This is a genomic window from Ralstonia nicotianae (assembly GCF_018243235.1).
GTDB lineage: Bacteria > Pseudomonadota > Gammaproteobacteria > Burkholderiales > Burkholderiaceae > Ralstonia > Ralstonia nicotianae.
The window spans coordinates 1943989-1960241 of sequence record NZ_CP046675.1; the positions used below are offsets into that span (position 1 = coordinate 1943989).

The 16253-nt window shown below is 69.0% G+C and carries 16 protein-coding genes; 5 read left to right on the forward strand and 11 right to left on the reverse strand.

The window, feature by feature from the left end:
- The first annotated feature begins 169 nt into the window (after positions 1 to 169).
- Entirely contained in the window at positions 170 to 799 is a 630-nt protein-coding gene (locus GO999_RS24315) for a TetR/AcrR family transcriptional regulator (RefSeq protein WP_011003755.1), read from the forward strand.
- A 72-nt stretch (positions 800 to 871) separates the two neighbouring features.
- Here GO999_RS24315 and GO999_RS24320 read toward each other — a convergent pair whose 3' ends face one another.
- The 3 genes from GO999_RS24320 to GO999_RS24330 all read right to left on the reverse strand — a co-directional run bounded on the left by GO999_RS24320 (position 872) and on the right by GO999_RS24330 (position 3724).
- Complete coding sequence (locus GO999_RS24320) at positions 872 to 1609, reverse strand: pirin family protein (protein WP_016724676.1); 738 nt, start codon at positions 1607 to 1609, stop codon at positions 872 to 874.
- Between the two features lie 11 nt (positions 1610 to 1620).
- Positions 1621 to 2700 (reverse strand): alkene reductase, encoded by a 1080-nt coding sequence (locus GO999_RS24325; RefSeq protein WP_211906990.1) that lies wholly within the window; start codon positions 2698 to 2700, stop codon positions 1621 to 1623.
- 115 nt (positions 2701 to 2815) lie between these two features.
- Entirely contained in the window at positions 2816 to 3724 is a 909-nt protein-coding gene (locus GO999_RS24330) for an SDR family NAD(P)-dependent oxidoreductase (protein ID WP_089190883.1), read from the reverse strand.
- A gap of 100 nt (positions 3725 to 3824) precedes the next feature.
- Between GO999_RS24330 and GO999_RS24335 the strand changes: the two genes are divergently transcribed.
- A complete protein-coding gene (locus GO999_RS24335) occupies positions 3825 to 4703 on the forward strand; it encodes a LysR family transcriptional regulator (protein WP_016724673.1) in 879 nt (292 codons plus the stop codon).
- Between the two features lie 196 nt (positions 4704 to 4899).
- Here the strand turns inward: GO999_RS24335 and GO999_RS24340 are convergent, their stop codons facing one another.
- From GO999_RS24340 to GO999_RS24355, 4 genes are all read right to left on the reverse strand, one after another.
- The gene (locus GO999_RS24340) at positions 4900 to 5649 is read right to left on the reverse strand and encodes an amino acid ABC transporter ATP-binding protein (RefSeq protein ID WP_019719275.1); all 750 of its coding nucleotides are present in this window, start codon (positions 5647 to 5649) and stop codon (positions 4900 to 4902) included.
- Positions 5646 to 6434, reverse strand: coding sequence for an amino acid ABC transporter permease (locus GO999_RS24345; RefSeq protein ID WP_011003785.1), 789 nt, complete (start codon positions 6432 to 6434; stop codon positions 5646 to 5648). The genes GO999_RS24340 and GO999_RS24345 overlap by 4 nt, the downstream gene beginning before the upstream one ends.
- Before the next feature lie 24 nt (positions 6435 to 6458).
- Positions 6459 to 7226, reverse strand: coding sequence for a substrate-binding periplasmic protein (locus GO999_RS24350; protein ID WP_019719274.1), 768 nt, complete (start codon positions 7224 to 7226; stop codon positions 6459 to 6461).
- Positions 7227 to 7490: 264 nt separating this feature from the next.
- The gene (locus tag GO999_RS24355; protein ID WP_011003787.1) at positions 7491 to 7928 is read right to left on the reverse strand and encodes an Lrp/AsnC family transcriptional regulator; all 438 of its coding nucleotides are present in this window, start codon (positions 7926 to 7928) and stop codon (positions 7491 to 7493) included.
- 138 nt (positions 7929 to 8066) lie between these two features.
- On the opposite strand from GO999_RS24355, the gene ocd reads away from it, so the two are divergent.
- Together ocd and ctlX are read left to right on the forward strand one after the other, a co-directional pair.
- Complete coding sequence (gene ocd, locus GO999_RS24360) at positions 8067 to 9116, forward strand: ornithine cyclodeaminase (protein WP_064478342.1); 1050 nt, start codon at positions 8067 to 8069, stop codon at positions 9114 to 9116.
- Positions 9113 to 10072, forward strand: a complete 960-nt coding sequence (gene ctlX / locus GO999_RS24365) for a citrulline utilization hydrolase CtlX (protein ID WP_021154927.1) — start codon at positions 9113 to 9115, stop codon at positions 10070 to 10072. Before ocd ends, ctlX begins: the two co-directional genes overlap by 4 nt.
- Before the next feature lie 44 nt (positions 10073 to 10116).
- On the opposite strand, the gene GO999_RS24370 is transcribed toward ctlX, so the two are convergent.
- Together GO999_RS24370 and GO999_RS24375 are read right to left on the reverse strand one after the other, a co-directional pair.
- The gene (locus GO999_RS24370; RefSeq protein ID WP_028854140.1) at positions 10117 to 10734 is read right to left on the reverse strand and encodes an HAD-IA family hydrolase; all 618 of its coding nucleotides are present in this window, start codon (positions 10732 to 10734) and stop codon (positions 10117 to 10119) included.
- Between the two features lie 372 nt (positions 10735 to 11106).
- Positions 11107 to 11553, reverse strand: coding sequence for a DUF3005 domain-containing protein (locus GO999_RS24375; protein WP_020829762.1), 447 nt, complete (start codon positions 11551 to 11553; stop codon positions 11107 to 11109).
- 780 nt (positions 11554 to 12333) lie between these two features.
- Here GO999_RS24375 and GO999_RS24380 point away from each other — a divergent pair.
- Positions 12334 to 13866 carry a M20 family peptidase gene (locus GO999_RS24380; RefSeq protein ID WP_020829760.1) on the forward strand — a complete coding sequence of 511 codons (1533 nt, stop codon included), beginning with the start codon at positions 12334 to 12336 and terminating at the stop codon, positions 13864 to 13866.
- Positions 13867 to 13984: 118 nt separating this feature from the next.
- Here the strand turns inward: GO999_RS24380 and GO999_RS24385 are convergent, their stop codons facing one another.
- The gene (locus GO999_RS24385) at positions 13985 to 15382 is read right to left on the reverse strand and encodes a heavy metal sensor histidine kinase (protein WP_011003793.1); all 1398 of its coding nucleotides are present in this window, start codon (positions 15380 to 15382) and stop codon (positions 13985 to 13987) included.
- On the reverse strand, positions 15379 to 16053 hold the full coding sequence (locus tag GO999_RS24390) for a heavy metal response regulator transcription factor (protein WP_011003794.1): 675 nt from the start codon (positions 16051 to 16053) through the stop codon (positions 15379 to 15381). The genes GO999_RS24385 and GO999_RS24390 overlap by 4 nt, the downstream gene beginning before the upstream one ends.
- Between the last annotated feature and the right edge of the window lie 200 nt (positions 16054 to 16253).

The window sequence follows — 16253 nt, forward strand, 5'->3', positions numbered from 1 at the left end:
ATCAAAATCTGCCGCATCAGTACCGATCGGTACTGTAGTGGGAGTCGCAGGGGAAAGTCAAATACAGTGGAGAAATCGCAAATCAGGCGGGCGGGTCCAAGGTGGATTTGCGATATCGGAAACCGATCGGTATAGTCGAGGGCCAGACTTCCATCCCGAGCCGCAAGTGATGTCAGAACCCCGCCGCACTGAGCAGAACGATAAGGAAACGTCCGTCCTGAAGGCCGCCACGGCCGTGTTCCTGGCGCACGGCTTCAGCGCGGCCACGACGGACATGATCCAGCGCCGGGCCAGTGTCTCGAAGGCGACGATGTACGCCTGCTTTCCCAACAAGGAGGCCATGTTCGCCGCCGTCATCGAACGGGAATGCGCCGTGATGGCCGAGACGATCCGGGCCATCCAGACCGCGCCGGGCGACATCGCCAGGACGCTGACCGACATCGGCCTGTCCTATCTCAGGTTCGTCGTCGCGCCGACCGCGCTGGCGCTGTACCGCGTGGTCGTGGCCGAGGCGCCCCGGTTTCCCGACCTGGCGCGGCGGTTCTATCTGGCCGGCCCCAAAGTCGTGACGTCCATGGTGGCCGCGCGGCTGAAAGAGGCCGCGCAGGACGGCGAGATCAACATTCAGGCGGTGGGCGTCGAGGCGGCCGCGACGCTGTTCATCAGCCTGGTTCGCACCGAAGGGCAGCTCGAGAGCCTGACCCACCCCGATGCGCAGCCGTCCGCCGCCCAGCTGGATCACTGGGTCCAGCTGGCGGTCACGACCTTCATGGCCGCATTCGGCGTCCCCAGGGCCTGAAGAAGACCCCACATGAGTCTGGTGCGGGCCGCGTGGGGTCATGTCAGATCGGCAGCGTGAGATGCCTTGGCGTCAGGTTGCGCTGGTGTGCAGCGGTGCGCCGCTGAACAGCATGACCTTGGCGCTGCCGTGGGGGGCCTGGAGCGTGATGGCGCGCGGCGCTTCGCGCGGCGTGAAGACCGGGAGCCTGAGGTCGTCGTGGCCGAAGTCTTCGCCGTCCACCATGACCGTGCCGAAGATCGGCATCACGAAGGCGCTGTGGCCCGCCGCGATGGGTAAGGCCAGCGCGGCGCCGGCTTCCAGCGAAATGTCGAGCATCGTCACGTCGGTCGGCGGATCCAGCAGCGCGCGGACTTCGCCGAAGCGCCCGACGGGCACGCGCACCTTGACGCCCGGCAACTGCACCACGGGGATGTCCTGCGGCGCCAGGCTCAGCGCGAACGGTGCGATGTCCCGCCGCTGCGGCGGGAGATTGACGAAGATCTGCAGCGAGTGGACGGTCTTGCCGGTCTCGGCCGGCACTTCCTCGTGCACGATGCCGCGGCCGGCCGTCGTCCAGTGCAGGCCGCCCGGCCGGATCAGGTTGTGGGTGCCGATCGAGTCGCGGTTGTCGATCCCGGTCTCCGAGTCGAGGAACAGGTAGGACACCGCCGAGAAGCCGGCGTGAGGGTGCGGCGGGAAGGTGGGCGCGCTCATCCAGGCGTGATCGACCCCGATGAAGGGATCGATCAGCGCGGCCGCGCCACGCAGGCCGTAGGCCCGGAAGTGGCTGCCGTGGTTGGCGCGCTGCAGTGTTGCAATGGCAGGCATGATGGTGTGCCTCAGGCGCTGGCGCCGGCGGTTTCGCCCAGGGTAGGGTAGTCGGTGTAGCCCGGCGCGCTGCCGCCGAAGAAGGTGTTGCGCTGGGCTTCGTTCATCGGCGCATGGGCCTTGAGCCGCGCGACGAAGTCCGGGTTGGCCAGCACCATCTGCCCATAGGCTTCCAGATCGGCCAGCCCCGAAGCCACGTCGGCCCCGACCTGCTCGCGCGGACGGCCCGGGCGGTTCACGATCAGCGGCTGCTTCCAGCGGCGGCGGAGGTCGGCCAGCAGGGGCTCGTCGCCCTGGTGCATGACGTGCAGGTAGGCGAGCCCCAGCTTGTCGAGCTCGGCGACCAGGTAGCGGTAGAGGTCGGGTCCTTCCGCGCCTTCGTCGATGCCCCACATCGTGGTGCCGGGCGACAGGCGGATGCCGGTCCGGTCCGCGCCGATCTCGTCGGCGATGGCGGCGGCGACCTCGATCGCAAAGCGCGCGCGGTTCTCGATCGCGCCGCCGTATGCATCCGTCCGGGTGTTGGCGCTCGGGGCGAAGAACTGCTGGATCAGGTAGGCATTGGCGCCGTGGATCTCGACGCCGTCGGCGCCGGCCTCGATCGCGCGGCGTGCCGCCAGGCGGAAATCGTCGACGGTCCGGCGCACTTCCTCGGTCGTCAGCGCGCGCGGGGCGGGGATATCCTGCATGCCCGTGGCGGTGAACATCGGCGCGCCCGGCGCGATGGCCGAGGGCGCGACGCCCGGGCGATGATGCGGCGTGTTATCGGGATGCGACATCCGCCCCGCATGCATGAGCTGGATGAAGAGGTGGCCGCCCTTGGCGTGCACGGCCGAGGTGACCGCCTTCCAGCCGGCGACGTGCGCGTCGGTGTAGATGCCCGGCGTGGTCAGATAGCCCTGCCCGTCGTCCGAGGGCTGGGTGCCTTCGGTGACGATCAGGCCGACGCTGGCGCGCTGGGCGTAGTAGTCGGCGGCCAGGTCGCCGGGCGTGCCGTCGGCCTCGGCGCGGCTGCGGGTCATCGGTGCCATGGCCAGGCGGTTCTGCAGGGTGTGGCGTCCGACGCGGACGGGGGCGAACAGTGCATTCATGTGCGTACTCCTTGGAAAGCGGATGGGTGAGATCCGAGGGGCATGCCGTCTACTGCGTGGCGTGCGCGGTGAAATCGATCAGCGGCTTGCGCCCGGCATCCTTCGCGCTGGCGGCTCATGGCCGGTCTTCCTGGCCGATCGGATGGATGCCGGTGCGGTTCGCCAGCGCCTCGGAAGCGGCCATGAACTTGCGGATGTGCGCCTCGCCCAGTCCCGGCGAGGGCAGGATGGCCTGGCCCTTGCTGTTGAACATCGCACCGCTGTGGCCTTCGAGGTCGGGCGACATCAGCAGCGGCGTGATGCGCTGGGCATAGGTGTCGGCCGTGGGCGTCAGCCAGCCGATCAGCGTCTCGGCGATGCGCGATTTGACGGAGCCCTTGCCGAAGAAGTTGTCGCGGATGCCGGTCTTGATGAGGCCGGGATTCAGCCCGAAGAACGTGGCCTGCGGGTAGCGCCGGGCGGCGTCGAGCACCAGCATCTCGTTGCCGGCGACGGTGTTCATGTGCGCCGCCATGGCCTTGTAGGACGCCTCGGCGTTGAGGTCGTCGGGCGCCCCGGTCTGGCCGCTGCCGGGATACCCCATGATGAACACGCGCGGCTTCATCGCCGGCCTGGCGCGCTGCGTTCCCAGCGTGGGCGCGATGGCGCGCAGCATGACCAGCCGGTTCAGGTAGCTGACGGCCAGGTCGCGCTCGATGCCCTCGGTGGTTTCCTGGCGCTGGGGCGCGGCGAAGATGCCGGTGGTGAAGATGACCAGGTCCAGGGTTTGCGCCGGCAGCAGCCCGGCAACGCGCTGGGCTTCATGCATCAGGCTCAGGTCGGCCTGGATGAAGCGGATGCCGGGCACGTCGGCATCGCGGAAGGTCTGTCCCACCACCACGACCCGAGCGCCGAGCGAGGCCAGGTGGCGGCTCAGCGCTCGCCCGATGCCGCCGGTCCCGCCGATCACGGCGACCTGCCGGCCTTCAAGATTCGGGCGGAGGGCATCGGTACGATGCCATGTCAGGTTCCTGTCTCGCTTCATGATGACTCCCTTGGTGTTTCGAGGGGGAATCATCCTCTGCTTACTTGATGGAATAAATACGGTTTGTTGGATAATATTGCTCTAAATATGGAGCAATGTGATGGACCATCTGAACGACATGGCCTTGTTCGTGGAGGTCGTCAAGGCCAGGGGCTTCCGTGGCGCGGCGCAGGCGCTGGGGATGCCGAATTCGACGCTGTCGCGCAGGATCGGCGCGCTGGAAAAGGCGATCGGGCTGCGCCTGCTGCACCGCACGACGCGCAAGATCGAGCTGACCGAGGCCGGCCTGATCTACTTCGAGCGCTGCAAGCGCATCGTCGACGAAGCCCGGCTCGCGCACGAGCAGCTCGGCGAACTGCTCGCGCAACCCAGCGGCGTGCTGCGCGCCTCGCTGCCGGTGGATTTCGCCGTGACCTACCTGGCGCCCCTGATCGCCGAGTTCGCCAGCCTGTATCCCGGCATCACCTTCGATTTCGATCTCACGCCGCGCCAGGTCGATCTGGTGAGCGAACCCTTCGACGTGGCGATCCGCATGGGAGAGCCCGAGAACTCCCAGCTGATCGCGCGCCCGCTCGCCTCGCTCCAGGCGAACCTGTATGCCTCGCCCGGCTATCTCGAGCGCTCGGGCGAGCCGCGCACGCCGGCCGACCTCGGGCAGCACGAGTGCCTGGGCATGCTGAAGGTGGGTTCATGGACGCTGCACGAGGGGGCGCACACGGTCACTACTCCGGTCGGCGGCCGCTTCATGCTCAACAGCGTCGGCATGATCCGCAGACTGGCGACGCTCGACCTGGGCATCATCCTGGTGCCGGAGGAAATCGTCGCCGACGATCTCGCCGCCGGCCGGCTGCGCCGCGTCATGCCCGGCTGGCACGGCAAGCCGATGCCCGTCTATGCCATCACCGAAACCCGCCTGCTGCCGGCGAAGACGCAGCGCTTTATCGAGTTCCTGCGGGAGCGTCTGGCGCAGCGCAGGTGAAAAGGGGCGGTTGTGCGGTGCTAGCGTACAGCGCTGGTTTCTGCCTTCGTGTGAGCCTCGTGCCTGGAGGCCGGCTGATCGGTGCTGGATGAGATCGCTACCGGCTTGAGGCCGCTGCTGGCGGGGCCGTGCCGCTGCGTGCCATGAAGACGGGCACCAGCGCCGGCGCGACACCGCCATCGCACCGGCTTCCACCTCAAGCCGCAGCCAACATCCCCCTCCCCAAAAACGCATTCACCCGCGGATTCGCGTGCTCCTTGCCGAAAAACACCCCCGGCGCCGCATCCACCGCGATCTCTCCCCGATCAAAGAACAGCACCCGGTCCGCCACTTCGCGCGCGAAGCCCATCTCATGGGTGACCACGATCATGGTCATGCCTGAACTGGCCAGGCCGCGCATCACGTCGAGCACCTCTTTGACCATCTCGGGGTCGAGCGCCGAGGTGGGCTCGTCGAACAGCATCACGCGCGGCTGCATGGCCAGCGCGCGGGCGATGGCCACGCGCTGCTGCTGCCCGCCCGACAGGGCGAACGGATGCTTGTGCGCGTGGGCCTCCAGGCCGACGCGGCGCAGCAGCTCCATCGCCTGGTCGTTGGCCTCCTTGCGGCCGATCTTGCGCGTGCGCCGGGGCGCCAGCGTGACGTTGTCGAGCACCGACAGGTGGGAGAACAGGTTGAACTGCTGGAACACCATGCCGACCTCGCGGCGCAGTGCTTCGAGGTGGCGCGGGTGGTCGTCGACCTCGATGCCGTCCACGGTGATGCGGCCGCTGTCGTGCCGCTCCAGGCGGTTGAGCGTGCGCAGCAGCGTGCTCTTGCCGGAGCCGGAGGCGCCGACGATCACCGCGACCTGCCCGGCATGGAATGCCGTGCTGACGTCCTTCAGCACATGGTGCGCGCCGAACGATTTGTTGACGTGCTCGATCTGGATCAGGGGTGTGCTCATCGCCGACGGCCCTCCACGTCCATGCGCTGTTCCACGGCATTGGAGAACTGGGTCAGCACCGTCGTCAGGGCCAGATAGATGACGGCCGTCGTCACCAGGGCCGGCAGCGGCTGGAAGGTGGCGGCCTGCAGGCGGTTGCCGACGTTGGTCAGCTCCACCACCCCGATCGCATACGCCAGCGAGGAGTCCTTGAGCAGCGAGATGAAGTTGTTGACCAGTGGCGGCAGGGCAACCTTGAACGCCTGGGGAAAGATCACGTCGGCAAAGGTGTGCCAGCGCGACAGGCCGAGCGAGTGCGCGGCCTCCAGCTGGCCCTTCGGCACCGCCAGCAGCCCCGCGCGGATCGATTCGGCGTTGTAGGCGCCGGCGTTGAAGGCCAGTGCCACGCAGGCCGAGGTGAAGTCGTCCATCTGCAGCCACGGCAGCCAGGCCGGCAGCGCCAGGAAGACGAACAGGATCTGCACCAGCAGCGGCGTGCCCCGGATCACCCAGATATAGAACGACGCCGCCTGCCGCAGCAGCGACACCGGCGAGAGCTTGCCCAGCGCCGCCACGATGCCCAGCAGCACGCCCGCCAGGGCTGAGGCCAGCGTCAGCTTGACGGTGGTGCGCGTGCCGTCGGCAAAGATCTGGGCATTGGCGGCGATCGGCTCGGGCGCCGCCGCCAGCGGAATGGCGATCAGCCACAGCAGTACCAGCAGCAGCGCCGCCGCCGCGGCCATCGCCAGCGTGCTGCGCTGCTGCCGGCTCCACCCGACCGGCCAGCTTGCAAAGATGAAGGTCATGCTTGTCTCCTCCGCGTGGGTGCCTTATTGGCAGCGGATGTCTTCGTGGAAGTACTTGTTCGAGATGGCGGCGTAGGTGCCGTCCGCCAGCGTCTCGGCGAGGGCCGTGTTGTAGCTGGCGGCCAGCGCGGTGTTGCCCTTGGCGACGGCCGCCGCGATGCGCTCGACGAACAGCGGGCTGCCCAGCTTCAGGCCGGCCCCGGGGTTGGACTGGATGGCGGCCAGCGCGACGAACTTGTCGGTCACCCAGGCGTCGGCGCGTCCGGAGGACAGGGCGGTGCGCGCATCGCGGTCCTGCGGGAAGTTCTTGATCTCGCGGGGCTTGGCGAGCTTGCGCACGTTCTCCAGGTAGGTCGACCCGGTCTGCACCGCGACCACCTTGTCGGTCAGGTCCGCGGCGGTGCGGATGGCCGGGTCGCGCGCGACGATCGAGCTGCCGGAGCAGTAGTGCGGCGAGGTGAAATCGACCGCCTTGGCGCGCGCCTCCGTCACGCCGTGCGATGAGATCACGAGGTCCCAGCGGTTCTGCTGCAGCCCGGCGAGCAGCGAGTCGAAGCTCAGCGTCTTCCATTCGATCGCCAGGCCCATCTTCTTGACCACGGCCTGCGCGACTTCGATCTCGAATCCCGTCAGCGTGCTGCCGGCGAAGTAGTTGAAGGGCGGAAATTCTCCGCCGGTGGCGACGATGAGCTTTCCGCTCTGCTTGATCTCCTCATAAGAACGGGCCTGGGCCGGCAATGCGGTGCTGGCGAGCAGGGCCAGCGCGGCGAACAGTTGGGTGGCGAGTTTCATGGATTCGCTTTTCTAAGGGTTGGGGGGGGCGCCTCTGGCAGGTGTGCCTTGCCGGCGAAATCCGCGAAGACCAGGTGCTGATGGCCTGACTGAAACGGAATGCACCATGCATGGCAGGCAAAGTCTGCGGGCGGATGACGCTAACGAAAACGGAGCGAATTGAAACGAATCGGTCTGAAAAATGACAAATCGCCAGATGAAACTGGCGATTTGTCATATGGGCAGACCGGCGCACACGGGTGGTGCGGCGGCGGGCGGGCAGGCCTACAGCTTGTAGGTCGACAGCAGGATGCTTGTCTCGGTATTGGCGATGCCGTCGATGAGCCGCAGCTCGTTGAGCACCGTATCGAATGCCTCGAGCGTATCGGTGCGCAGTTCGGCCACCAGGTCCCAGCGGCCGTTGGTGGTATGCAGGGCGACCACATTGGGATGTCCCGTCAGCCGGCGCCGGATCTCGGTGGCGCGGTTGCCCTCCACCGCGATGCAGGTGATGGCCCGGATGCGCTGGGTATCCACGTTCGGGCGCAGCCGCACCGTGTAGCCGACGATCACGCCGTCGCGCTCGAGCTTGGCGATGCGGTTCTGCACGGTGGCGCGGGCCACGCGCAGCTTCTTGGCGAGCGTCACGATCGACAGGCGGGCGTTGTCGCGCAGCAGGCCGATCAGCTCGCGATCGGTGTCATCCAGGGACGAGATGGACATGATTGCTCCAAGCGCTAGTCATTTTGCTCAGTCTACTGCAACTTCTGCGCAGCTTGGTCGATTCAAACTGGCCTGCAGGGCCCGAACAATACATCGGTCCGCCGCGCCAAGCGGCCTTTCTTTGCCGGAGCCCTGAACGTGACACGCTTTGTCGATGTTTCCACCATGACCCGCCTGATCCAGGAGGTCGGTCTGACCCGATTGATTGGTGAACTGGCCGATTTCATCCAATCCGACTTCATCCGCTGGCCCGAATTCGACAAATGCGCGCGGGTGGCGAACCATTCCGAGATCGGCGTCATTGAATTGATGCCGGTCTCGAACGCCAAGAACTACGCCTTCAAGTACGTCAACGGCCATCCGAACAACACGCGGCAGGGCCTGTACACGGTGATGGCGTTCGGGGTGCTGGCCGAGGTCGAGACCGGCTACCCGGTGCTGCTGTCCGAACTGACGCTGGCCACGGCGCTGCGCACCTGCGCGACGTCCCTGATGGCCGCGCGCGCGCTGGCCCGTCCGGATGCGCGGCGCATGGCCCTGATCGGCAACGGCGCGCAGAGCGAATTCCAGGCGCTGGCGTTCCACCATCACCTGGGCATCGAAGAGATCGCCGTCTACGATGTCGATCCGCTCGCCACCGAGAAGCTGGTGCGCAACCTGTCGGCCTGGCCGTCGCTCAAGATCGTCCGCGCCCGCTCGACCGCCGAGGCGGTGCGCGGCGCCGACATCGTGACCACGGTCACCGCCGACAAGGCCTACGCCACCATCATCACGCCGGACATGATCGAGCCCGGCATGCACATCAACGGCGTGGGCGGCGATTGCCCCGGCAAGACCGAGCTGCACGCCGACGTGCTGCGCGGTGCGCGCGTGTTCGTCGAGTACGAGCCGCAGACGCGCATCGAAGGGGACATCCAGCAGTTGCCGGCCGATTTCCCGGTGGTGGATCTGTGGCGCGTGCTGGCCGGCGAGGTGGAGGGGCGGCAGAGCGCGGGGCAGGTCACGGTGTTCGATTCCGTGGGCTTCGCGCTGGAGGACTACTCCACGCTGCGCTATGTGCTGGAGCAGGCCGAGCGCCGCAATCTCGGCGAGACCGTGCAGCTGGTGCCGTGGGCCGACGATCCCAAGGACCTGTTCAGCCACACCCGTTCCAACGCCCACCGCGCCACGATGCGCCGCGCAGCATGACGACGATGCCGACGTTTGCAGCCCGGGTGCCGGGCGTGCGTTCCATCCAGGCGCCGGCCGCGGTGGTGATGGTCCGGCCGCACCGCTTCACCCCCAACCCGGAGACGGCCGCCGACAACGCGTTCCAGCAGGCCGCCACCGAGGCAGCCGCCCGCACCGCCCAGGCGGCCTACGACGAGGTCACCGCCGCGGCCGAGCGGCTCGAGGCCGAGGGCGTGCGTGTCCACCTGTTCGACGACACCGGCGAGCGGGACACGCCCGATTCGGTGTTCCCGAACAACTGGTTCTCGACGCACCCGGGCGGCCACGTGGCGCTGTATCCGATGTACTCGCCGAGCCGCCGCCGCGAACGCCGCGCGGACGTGATCGAGATGCTCAAGGCCAGCTACCGCGTGCAGGACGTGATCGACTACACCGGGCTGGAGCCGGACGGCCTGTTCCTCGAGGGCACCGGCGCCATGGTGTTCGACCACATGGCGCGCATCGCCTACGTGGCCCGCTCCAACCGCGCCGATCCGGTGCTGCTCGAACGTTTCTGCACGCACTTCAACTTCGAGCCCATGGTGTTCGACACCGCCGACGAGGCCGGGCGGCCGGTGTACCACACCAACGTGCTGATGACCGTGGCCACCGAATTCGCCATGGTCGGCTTCGGCCTGTTCGCCGATCCGCGCCGCGCCGATGCCATCCGCGCGCGCCTGGAGGAGTCCGGCCGCGAGATCGTCGCGCTGGAGAACGGGCAGATCGCCGCGTTCGCGGGCAATGCGATCGAGCTGTCGGGGCGGAACGGCCGCCTGCTGGCGATGTCCGCGCGCGCGGCGGCCAGCCTGACCGATGCGCAGCGGGCCATCATCGAGCGTTCCGCGCGCATCGTCGCCCTGCCGGTCCCGACGATCGAGCTGGCGGGCGGTTCGGTGCGCTGCATGATCGCCGGCATCCATCTGGCGGCGCGCTGAGCGGGCCGGGAGCGCGCCGCCCGCCGGGGTGGTGTGCGCCCGGGTCACACGGCCAGCAAATCCTCCGGGCGCTCCAGCAGCGGCGCGTCGCAGTGCGGTTGCAGCGCCGACGGCGCGGTGTAGCCCCACGCGACGCCCCTGAACGGGATGCCGGCCGCTTGCGCGGCCTGCGCATCGCGGATCTCGTCGCCGACATACAGGGCCTGTTCCGGCCGCAATCCGGCCGCGGCAATCAAGGCTTCGAGCTTGCGCTTCTTGCCGAACACGGAGAGGCCGCAGCTGAAGTCAGTGACCAGGCCGCCGGCCGCGCCGAGGGTGGTACGTACGAGGCCTTCGGCATTGGAGGTGGCGATGGCGATCCGCACGCCGCGCGCGGCCAGCTGGCGCAGCGTGTCGTCGACGCCCGGAAACAGCCGGATCTGCGCAGCGCGTTCGCTCATCCGCCGCCGCATCTCGACGGTGATGCGCGGCGTCTTCCATAGCGGTACCCCGAGCAGCTGCATGACCTCCCGGGCGGACAGGCCGCGCGCCTGGTCGAGCAGCGCGTCGTCGAGCGCGCGGAAGCCGTGCCTGGCCGCCAGCTCGTTGAGCGACGCGCGAAAGCACGCAAAGGAGTCGGCCAGCGTGCCGTCGAAATCCAGGGCGATCAGTCTGCTGTGCATCGTGCGTTCCTTCATGGGCGGGCCGCGATGGTGTCCGGGCTGACGGGGCATGGTCCCGGTTCGATGCCCCGTGGGTCGGGTCCGATCCTGGCCACGGCGCGTGTGTCGTGGCGCCGCTTGAGCGACTGTCCGGAGCCGCCGCGACCGGTGCGTGCGCCGCGAGGGCGGGCGCAAGCGGGCATCGGGGGGACACGGCCATTGCCGGCGCTTGTCGTGGGACGGGCGGCAATGCGGGCGTGCGCTCCGGCAACGAACGGGCTGGTCCGGTCGGGCCGGCGATTTTAGCCCAGCCGGTGCGGACGTGCATCATGCGGCGTGTGGCGCCGGGGCGTCCTGCAAGCCCGTTGCCGGGCAGCGTGTGCCGGGCGAGCATCAGCGTGTGGGCTTGCCTGGCTGCGGCCGCGGCGCCGCCTCGCCGATGCTGAAGCGTAGCGCAGTGCGCGTGCCCGTGCGTGTCGCCACGTTCACGGTGCCCTCGTAGGTCACCGCATGGCCCGGCGCGGTCGTGATGAGGAGCCCGCCGTGGCCGGTGCGGCTGTCCACGCCGGCCAGATCGGGGTCGTTCTCCGGGAGATGGTTGGCCGCCGTCGCGTTGGAGAAGATCACGTTGTCCTGCCATGGCGAGCGGTCACGGGCGGCTTCCAGGCCTTTGCCGTCGGTGTCGATGGTGTCGTCGCTGGCCTCGGTGCCGGCCGCGTCCACCGAGCGGATGCGCCGGGCCGCGAGGCGGACCGGGTCATCGTCGCGGCGCGCGTGGGCGGCGGGTGCGTCCGGCCCGGGTTCGGGCGGTGGGATGGGGGGCGGGGTGTCGTCGTGCATGACGGGCTCCTTCGGCATGGGCGCGGGCGGAGGGGCGCATGCCTGGCATGCCGCAATGGCCGTGCCCGCTGCGCAGCCCGCGCGATGCCGTGTGTGCGAGCGGCTCGGCGGTCGCGCGGCGGACTGGCGGCCGCTTCAATGGCTTGGGCCGATCCGTCGAGCGCCGGGTTCCCGTGACGGGCCGGCATCCATCGTGCCATGCCGGCGCTCACACAAGCGCCGATCCAGGCGCGCCTGCGCGCAGTCCGCCGGGCAGCCGATGGCGCGAGGCATGCCGGTGCCGCCACGGATGCGCGGCGATGGCGATTCCGCCGCACCGAAACCGATGCCCGGCGCCAGCGTCACACCTTGCCGCCCGGTAGTGGCGGCCCGTCTTCATGGGCGCTGCGTGGGTGGCGGTTTGCGGCATGCGGTTGGCGTCGATGGCGTGGCCTGCCGTGCCCGGCGGGCGCCTTTCCGCTTCAATTTTCCTCAATCCACGGCCAATCCGGCGTGGGCACGCGCCGAGGTGCTTGCACTCGGGCGATTCCATTTCCATGATGCTCACGACGTCGACATGGCCGGAGCGGAGCCTTCCCATCGGGGGGCGCCGGTTCTCGCAGCGGGTGTCGAGCCCATCCGCGCGGTGTGGGTCGGTGGCCGGCCGGTCTTGGCGTCTTCGGAGGCCGGTATGCTGCCGCATGGACGGGGCGCGCGGCGTGCCGAACCCGCGCGGATACGCGCATCGACATGCGGTGCGCGACACATGGCATGGATGTTTTCGCAGGAGAGGACTCACAGATGGATGCACCTTTCAGCGGCCGTGGCGCCGTGATCCGGCGGGCCGCCGGCCGCTTGCTGCTTGTGCTGGTCGTCGGGCTGGTGGTGCTCGCGGTATGCATCGCATTCAATACGTGGCGCCATGATTCGCGCCAGCTCGACGTGCCGGCCGCCGCGCCGCTGGCGGTCGATGGGGCCGCCGCTGCCGCGCGCCTGGGCGAGGCCATTCGTGCCCGCACGATTTCCAGCTTCACGGACGCGCAGCAAAACGCCGATCAGTTCCGCCAGCTGCACGCGCTGCTCGCCGCGCGCTACCCCAAGGCGCATGCAGCCATGCAGCGCGAGCCGGTGGGCGATTTCAGCCTGCTCTATACGTGGAAGGGCTCGGATCCGTCGCTCAAGCCGATCCTGCTGATGGCGCACCAGGACGTGGTGCCGGTCGCGCCCGGCACGGAGGGCGACTGGACCGAGCCGCCCTTTGCCGGCGTGGTGAAGGACGGCATGGTGTGGGGCCGCGGCGCATGGGACGACAAGGGCAACCTGATCGCCCAGATGGAAGCCGCCGAATTGCTGGCGGCGAGCGGCTTCCGCCCCCGCCGCACCATCCACTTCGCCTTCGGTGCCGACGAGGAGGTCGGCGGCGAGCGCGGCGCGGCGCGAATTGCTGCGCTGCTGAAATCGCGCGGCGAGCAGCTCGCCTTCGTGATCGACGAGGGGTTGCTGATCACCGAGGGCGTGGTGCCGGGGCTGACCAAGCCGGCCGCGCTGATCGGCGTCACCGAGAAGGGCTTCCTGTCTGTGGCATTGAAGTTGTCCGCGACGCCCGGCCATTCGTCGATGCCGCCGGCGCCGGGCGAGAGCGCGATCGCCATGATGAGCGCCGCCCTCAAGCACCTCGACGACCAGCAGCTGCCCGCCGGCATCCGCGGCGTGACCCGCGAGATGTTCGAGACGCTGGCGCCGGAGATGCGCGGCCTGAACCGTGTCGCGCTGTCCAACCTGTGGCTGTTCGAGCCGCTGGTGCGCAAGCAGCTGCAGGCGTCGCCGAGCACCAACGCCGTGCTGCAGACCACCACCGCGCTGACCATCGTCCAGGCCGGCAACAAGGACAACGTCCTGCCCGGCCGCGCCGAGGCAACGGTCAACTTCCGCCTGCTGCCCGGCGACAGTGCCTCGTCCGTGATCGCGCACGTCGAGCAGGCGGTGCGGTCCGCCGTGCCCAAGGGGCATTTCGAGCTGGCCGCGCTGCCCGGCGTGAGCGAGGCCGCGCCCGTTTCGCCGACGCAATCGGCGTCCTATCAGCTCATCGGCAGGACGGTGCGCGAGGTGTTCCCGGGGACCGTGGTGGCGCCGGGGCTGATGGTGGGCGCGACCGATTCGCGGCACATGATCGGCATCAGCGACCACGTATTCCGCTTCTCGCCGGTGCGCGCCCGGCCGGAAGACCTGGCGCGCTTCCACGGCACGAACGAGCGCATCTCGGAGGCGAACCTGGTGGAGTTGATCCGCTTCTACCACCGGCTGATCCACCAGGCGGCCGACGCCGGAGCCTGAGGCCGGGCGCCGCGATGCCTCGGCCGGCCCGCGCGCGGCGCCCGGGCCGGGACCGCATCGGCAAGGGCCGGCCCGTGCATTGCCGCAGGCGAGCCGCATCGATGCGAAAAGGGGGGGGCTACGCCGGGAAGATCAGCCGGAATTCGGTGAGCCCGCCCGGCGGGCTGCTGGCCTGCGCGGTGCCGCCGTGCAGGTCCATGATGGTCTGCACGATGGCCAGCCCCAGGCCGGCCGAGCGCTCGGAGTTGGCGCGCGCCGGGTCGCCGCGATAGAAGCGGTCGAACAGCAGCGGCAGGCTCGCCGCCGGAATGCCGGGCCCCGGATTGCGCACGGCGATGGCTGTGCTGTGCGGCAGCACCTGGACGGCGACGTCGATCCGCGCGCCGCCGGGCGTGTGCCGCAGGGCGTTGTCGAGCAGGTTGTTGATCGCGCGGCGCAGCAGCGTGAGGTCGGCGCGCACGCGGCCGTTGCCGCAGACCTGGATGGTGATGTCGCGGTCGGCGGCCACCGCTTCGAAGTAATCCACCAGCACCTGGATCTCGTGGCGCGCATCGAGCGGCGCGACCGACAGCGCCACGCGCGCGTGGTCGGCGCGGGCCAGGAACAGCATGTCCTCGATCATGCGCGAGAGCCGCGCATATTCCTCCAGGCTGGATTCCAGCACCGCCCGGTACTCCCCGGCCGGACGCGGATGCGCGAGCGTCACCTCGGTCTGGCCGATCAGGTTGGCCAGCGGCGTGCGGAAATCGTGGGCCAGGTCGGCGGAAAACTGCGACAGCCGCGCGAAGCCGTCCTGCAGCCGCGTGAGCATGGCATTGAGCGCGGCCAGCAGGTCGGACAGCTCGCGCGGCGCGCCCTCCAGCGTCAGGCGCGTATCCAGCTGGCTGGGGACCACGGAAGCCGCCTGCCGCCCGATGCGCGCGAGCCCCTTCAGAGTGCTGCGCACCAGCCACAGGCTCAGCAGCGCCACCGCGGCCACGCCCGCGATGACCGCCAGGAAGATATGCCGCCGGTAGCTCGCCATCAGCGCGGCGCGGCTGTCGCCGTCCTGGGCCACCAGCACCGTCACCGTATCGCGGTGATTGCCGAGCCTGGCCTGCGCGGCGATCGCGCGCGATGCAATGCCGGTGCGCGACCACCACGTATGCAGGGCCGATTCCGATGCCAGCACGTCGGGCGGCACTGCTGCCGGCGCGGCGACCGGCTCGCCCTCGGGGTTGGCCTCCACCAGCGTGCGGCCGTCCGGCCCGATGACACGCAGGATCAGTCCCTCGTGGCCCGACACCACCTCGGTATAGCGACGTGCGTCGCGCACGATGTCATCGATGGACTGCGTGTCCTTGGCGCAGTGGCGCAGCTGCACGATCTTGCCGAGCAGCATGGCGTCGTCGGTGGCGCGCAGCTGGGCGTTGAGCGCGTAGTACAGATAGGTGCCGGCACCGGTCAGCATGACGCCGGCGACCAGGACGAACGCCAGCACCAGCCGTGCGGCGAGGGACGCGGGCCAGCGCATCATCGGGCCACCGTGTCCAGCACGTAGCCCATGCCGCGCAGCGTGTGGATCAGTTTGTGTTCGAACGGGTCGTCCACCTTGGCGCGCAGGCGGCGGATGGCGACGTCGACCACGTTGGTGTTGCTGTCGAAGTTCACGTCCCACACCTGCGAGGAGATCAGCGAGCGCGACAGCACCTCGCCCGTGCGGCGCGCCAGCAGGTGCAGCAGCGCGTATTCCTTGGCGGTCAGGTCGATCCTGCGGCCGGCGCGCGTGACGCGGCGCTTGATGGTGTCGATGGTCAGGTCGGCGATTTCGAGGACCTCGCTCTCGCGCATCGGCCCGCGCCGCAGGATGGTGTGCACGCGCGCCACCAGCTCGGCAAAGGCGAAGGGCTTGACGAGGTAATCGTCGGCGCCCAGCTCCAGGCCCTTCAGGCGGTCGGACAGCTCGTCGCGGGCGGTGAGGAAGAGCACCGGCGTGGTCTTGCGGCGGCGCAGTTCGCGGATGACTTGCCAGCCGTCCATGCCGGGCAGCATGACGTCGAGCACGATCAGGTCGTAGTCGTGTTCCATGGCCTGGTAGAGGCCATCGGGGCCGGAGCGGGCGAGGTCGGCCACGAAGCCGGATTCCGTCAGGCCCTTCAGGAGATAGTCGCCCGCCTTGGGCTCGTCTTCGACGATGAGCAGTCGCATGATGATAAAACGGGGCCGCGCGCCCTCTGTGTGGTGGCCAATGGTGCCACGATCGGATGCGGCATGGGCCAACATGACGGGATTGTCATCTTCCCATCGGCCGGCGCATCGGCATGGCGGGACCGTGCCTTTGTCTGCCTGAATCGGCGGGGTGTCCGGCCCGGCAGAGGATGACAACTTTGTCATGTTGGGGTCATGCT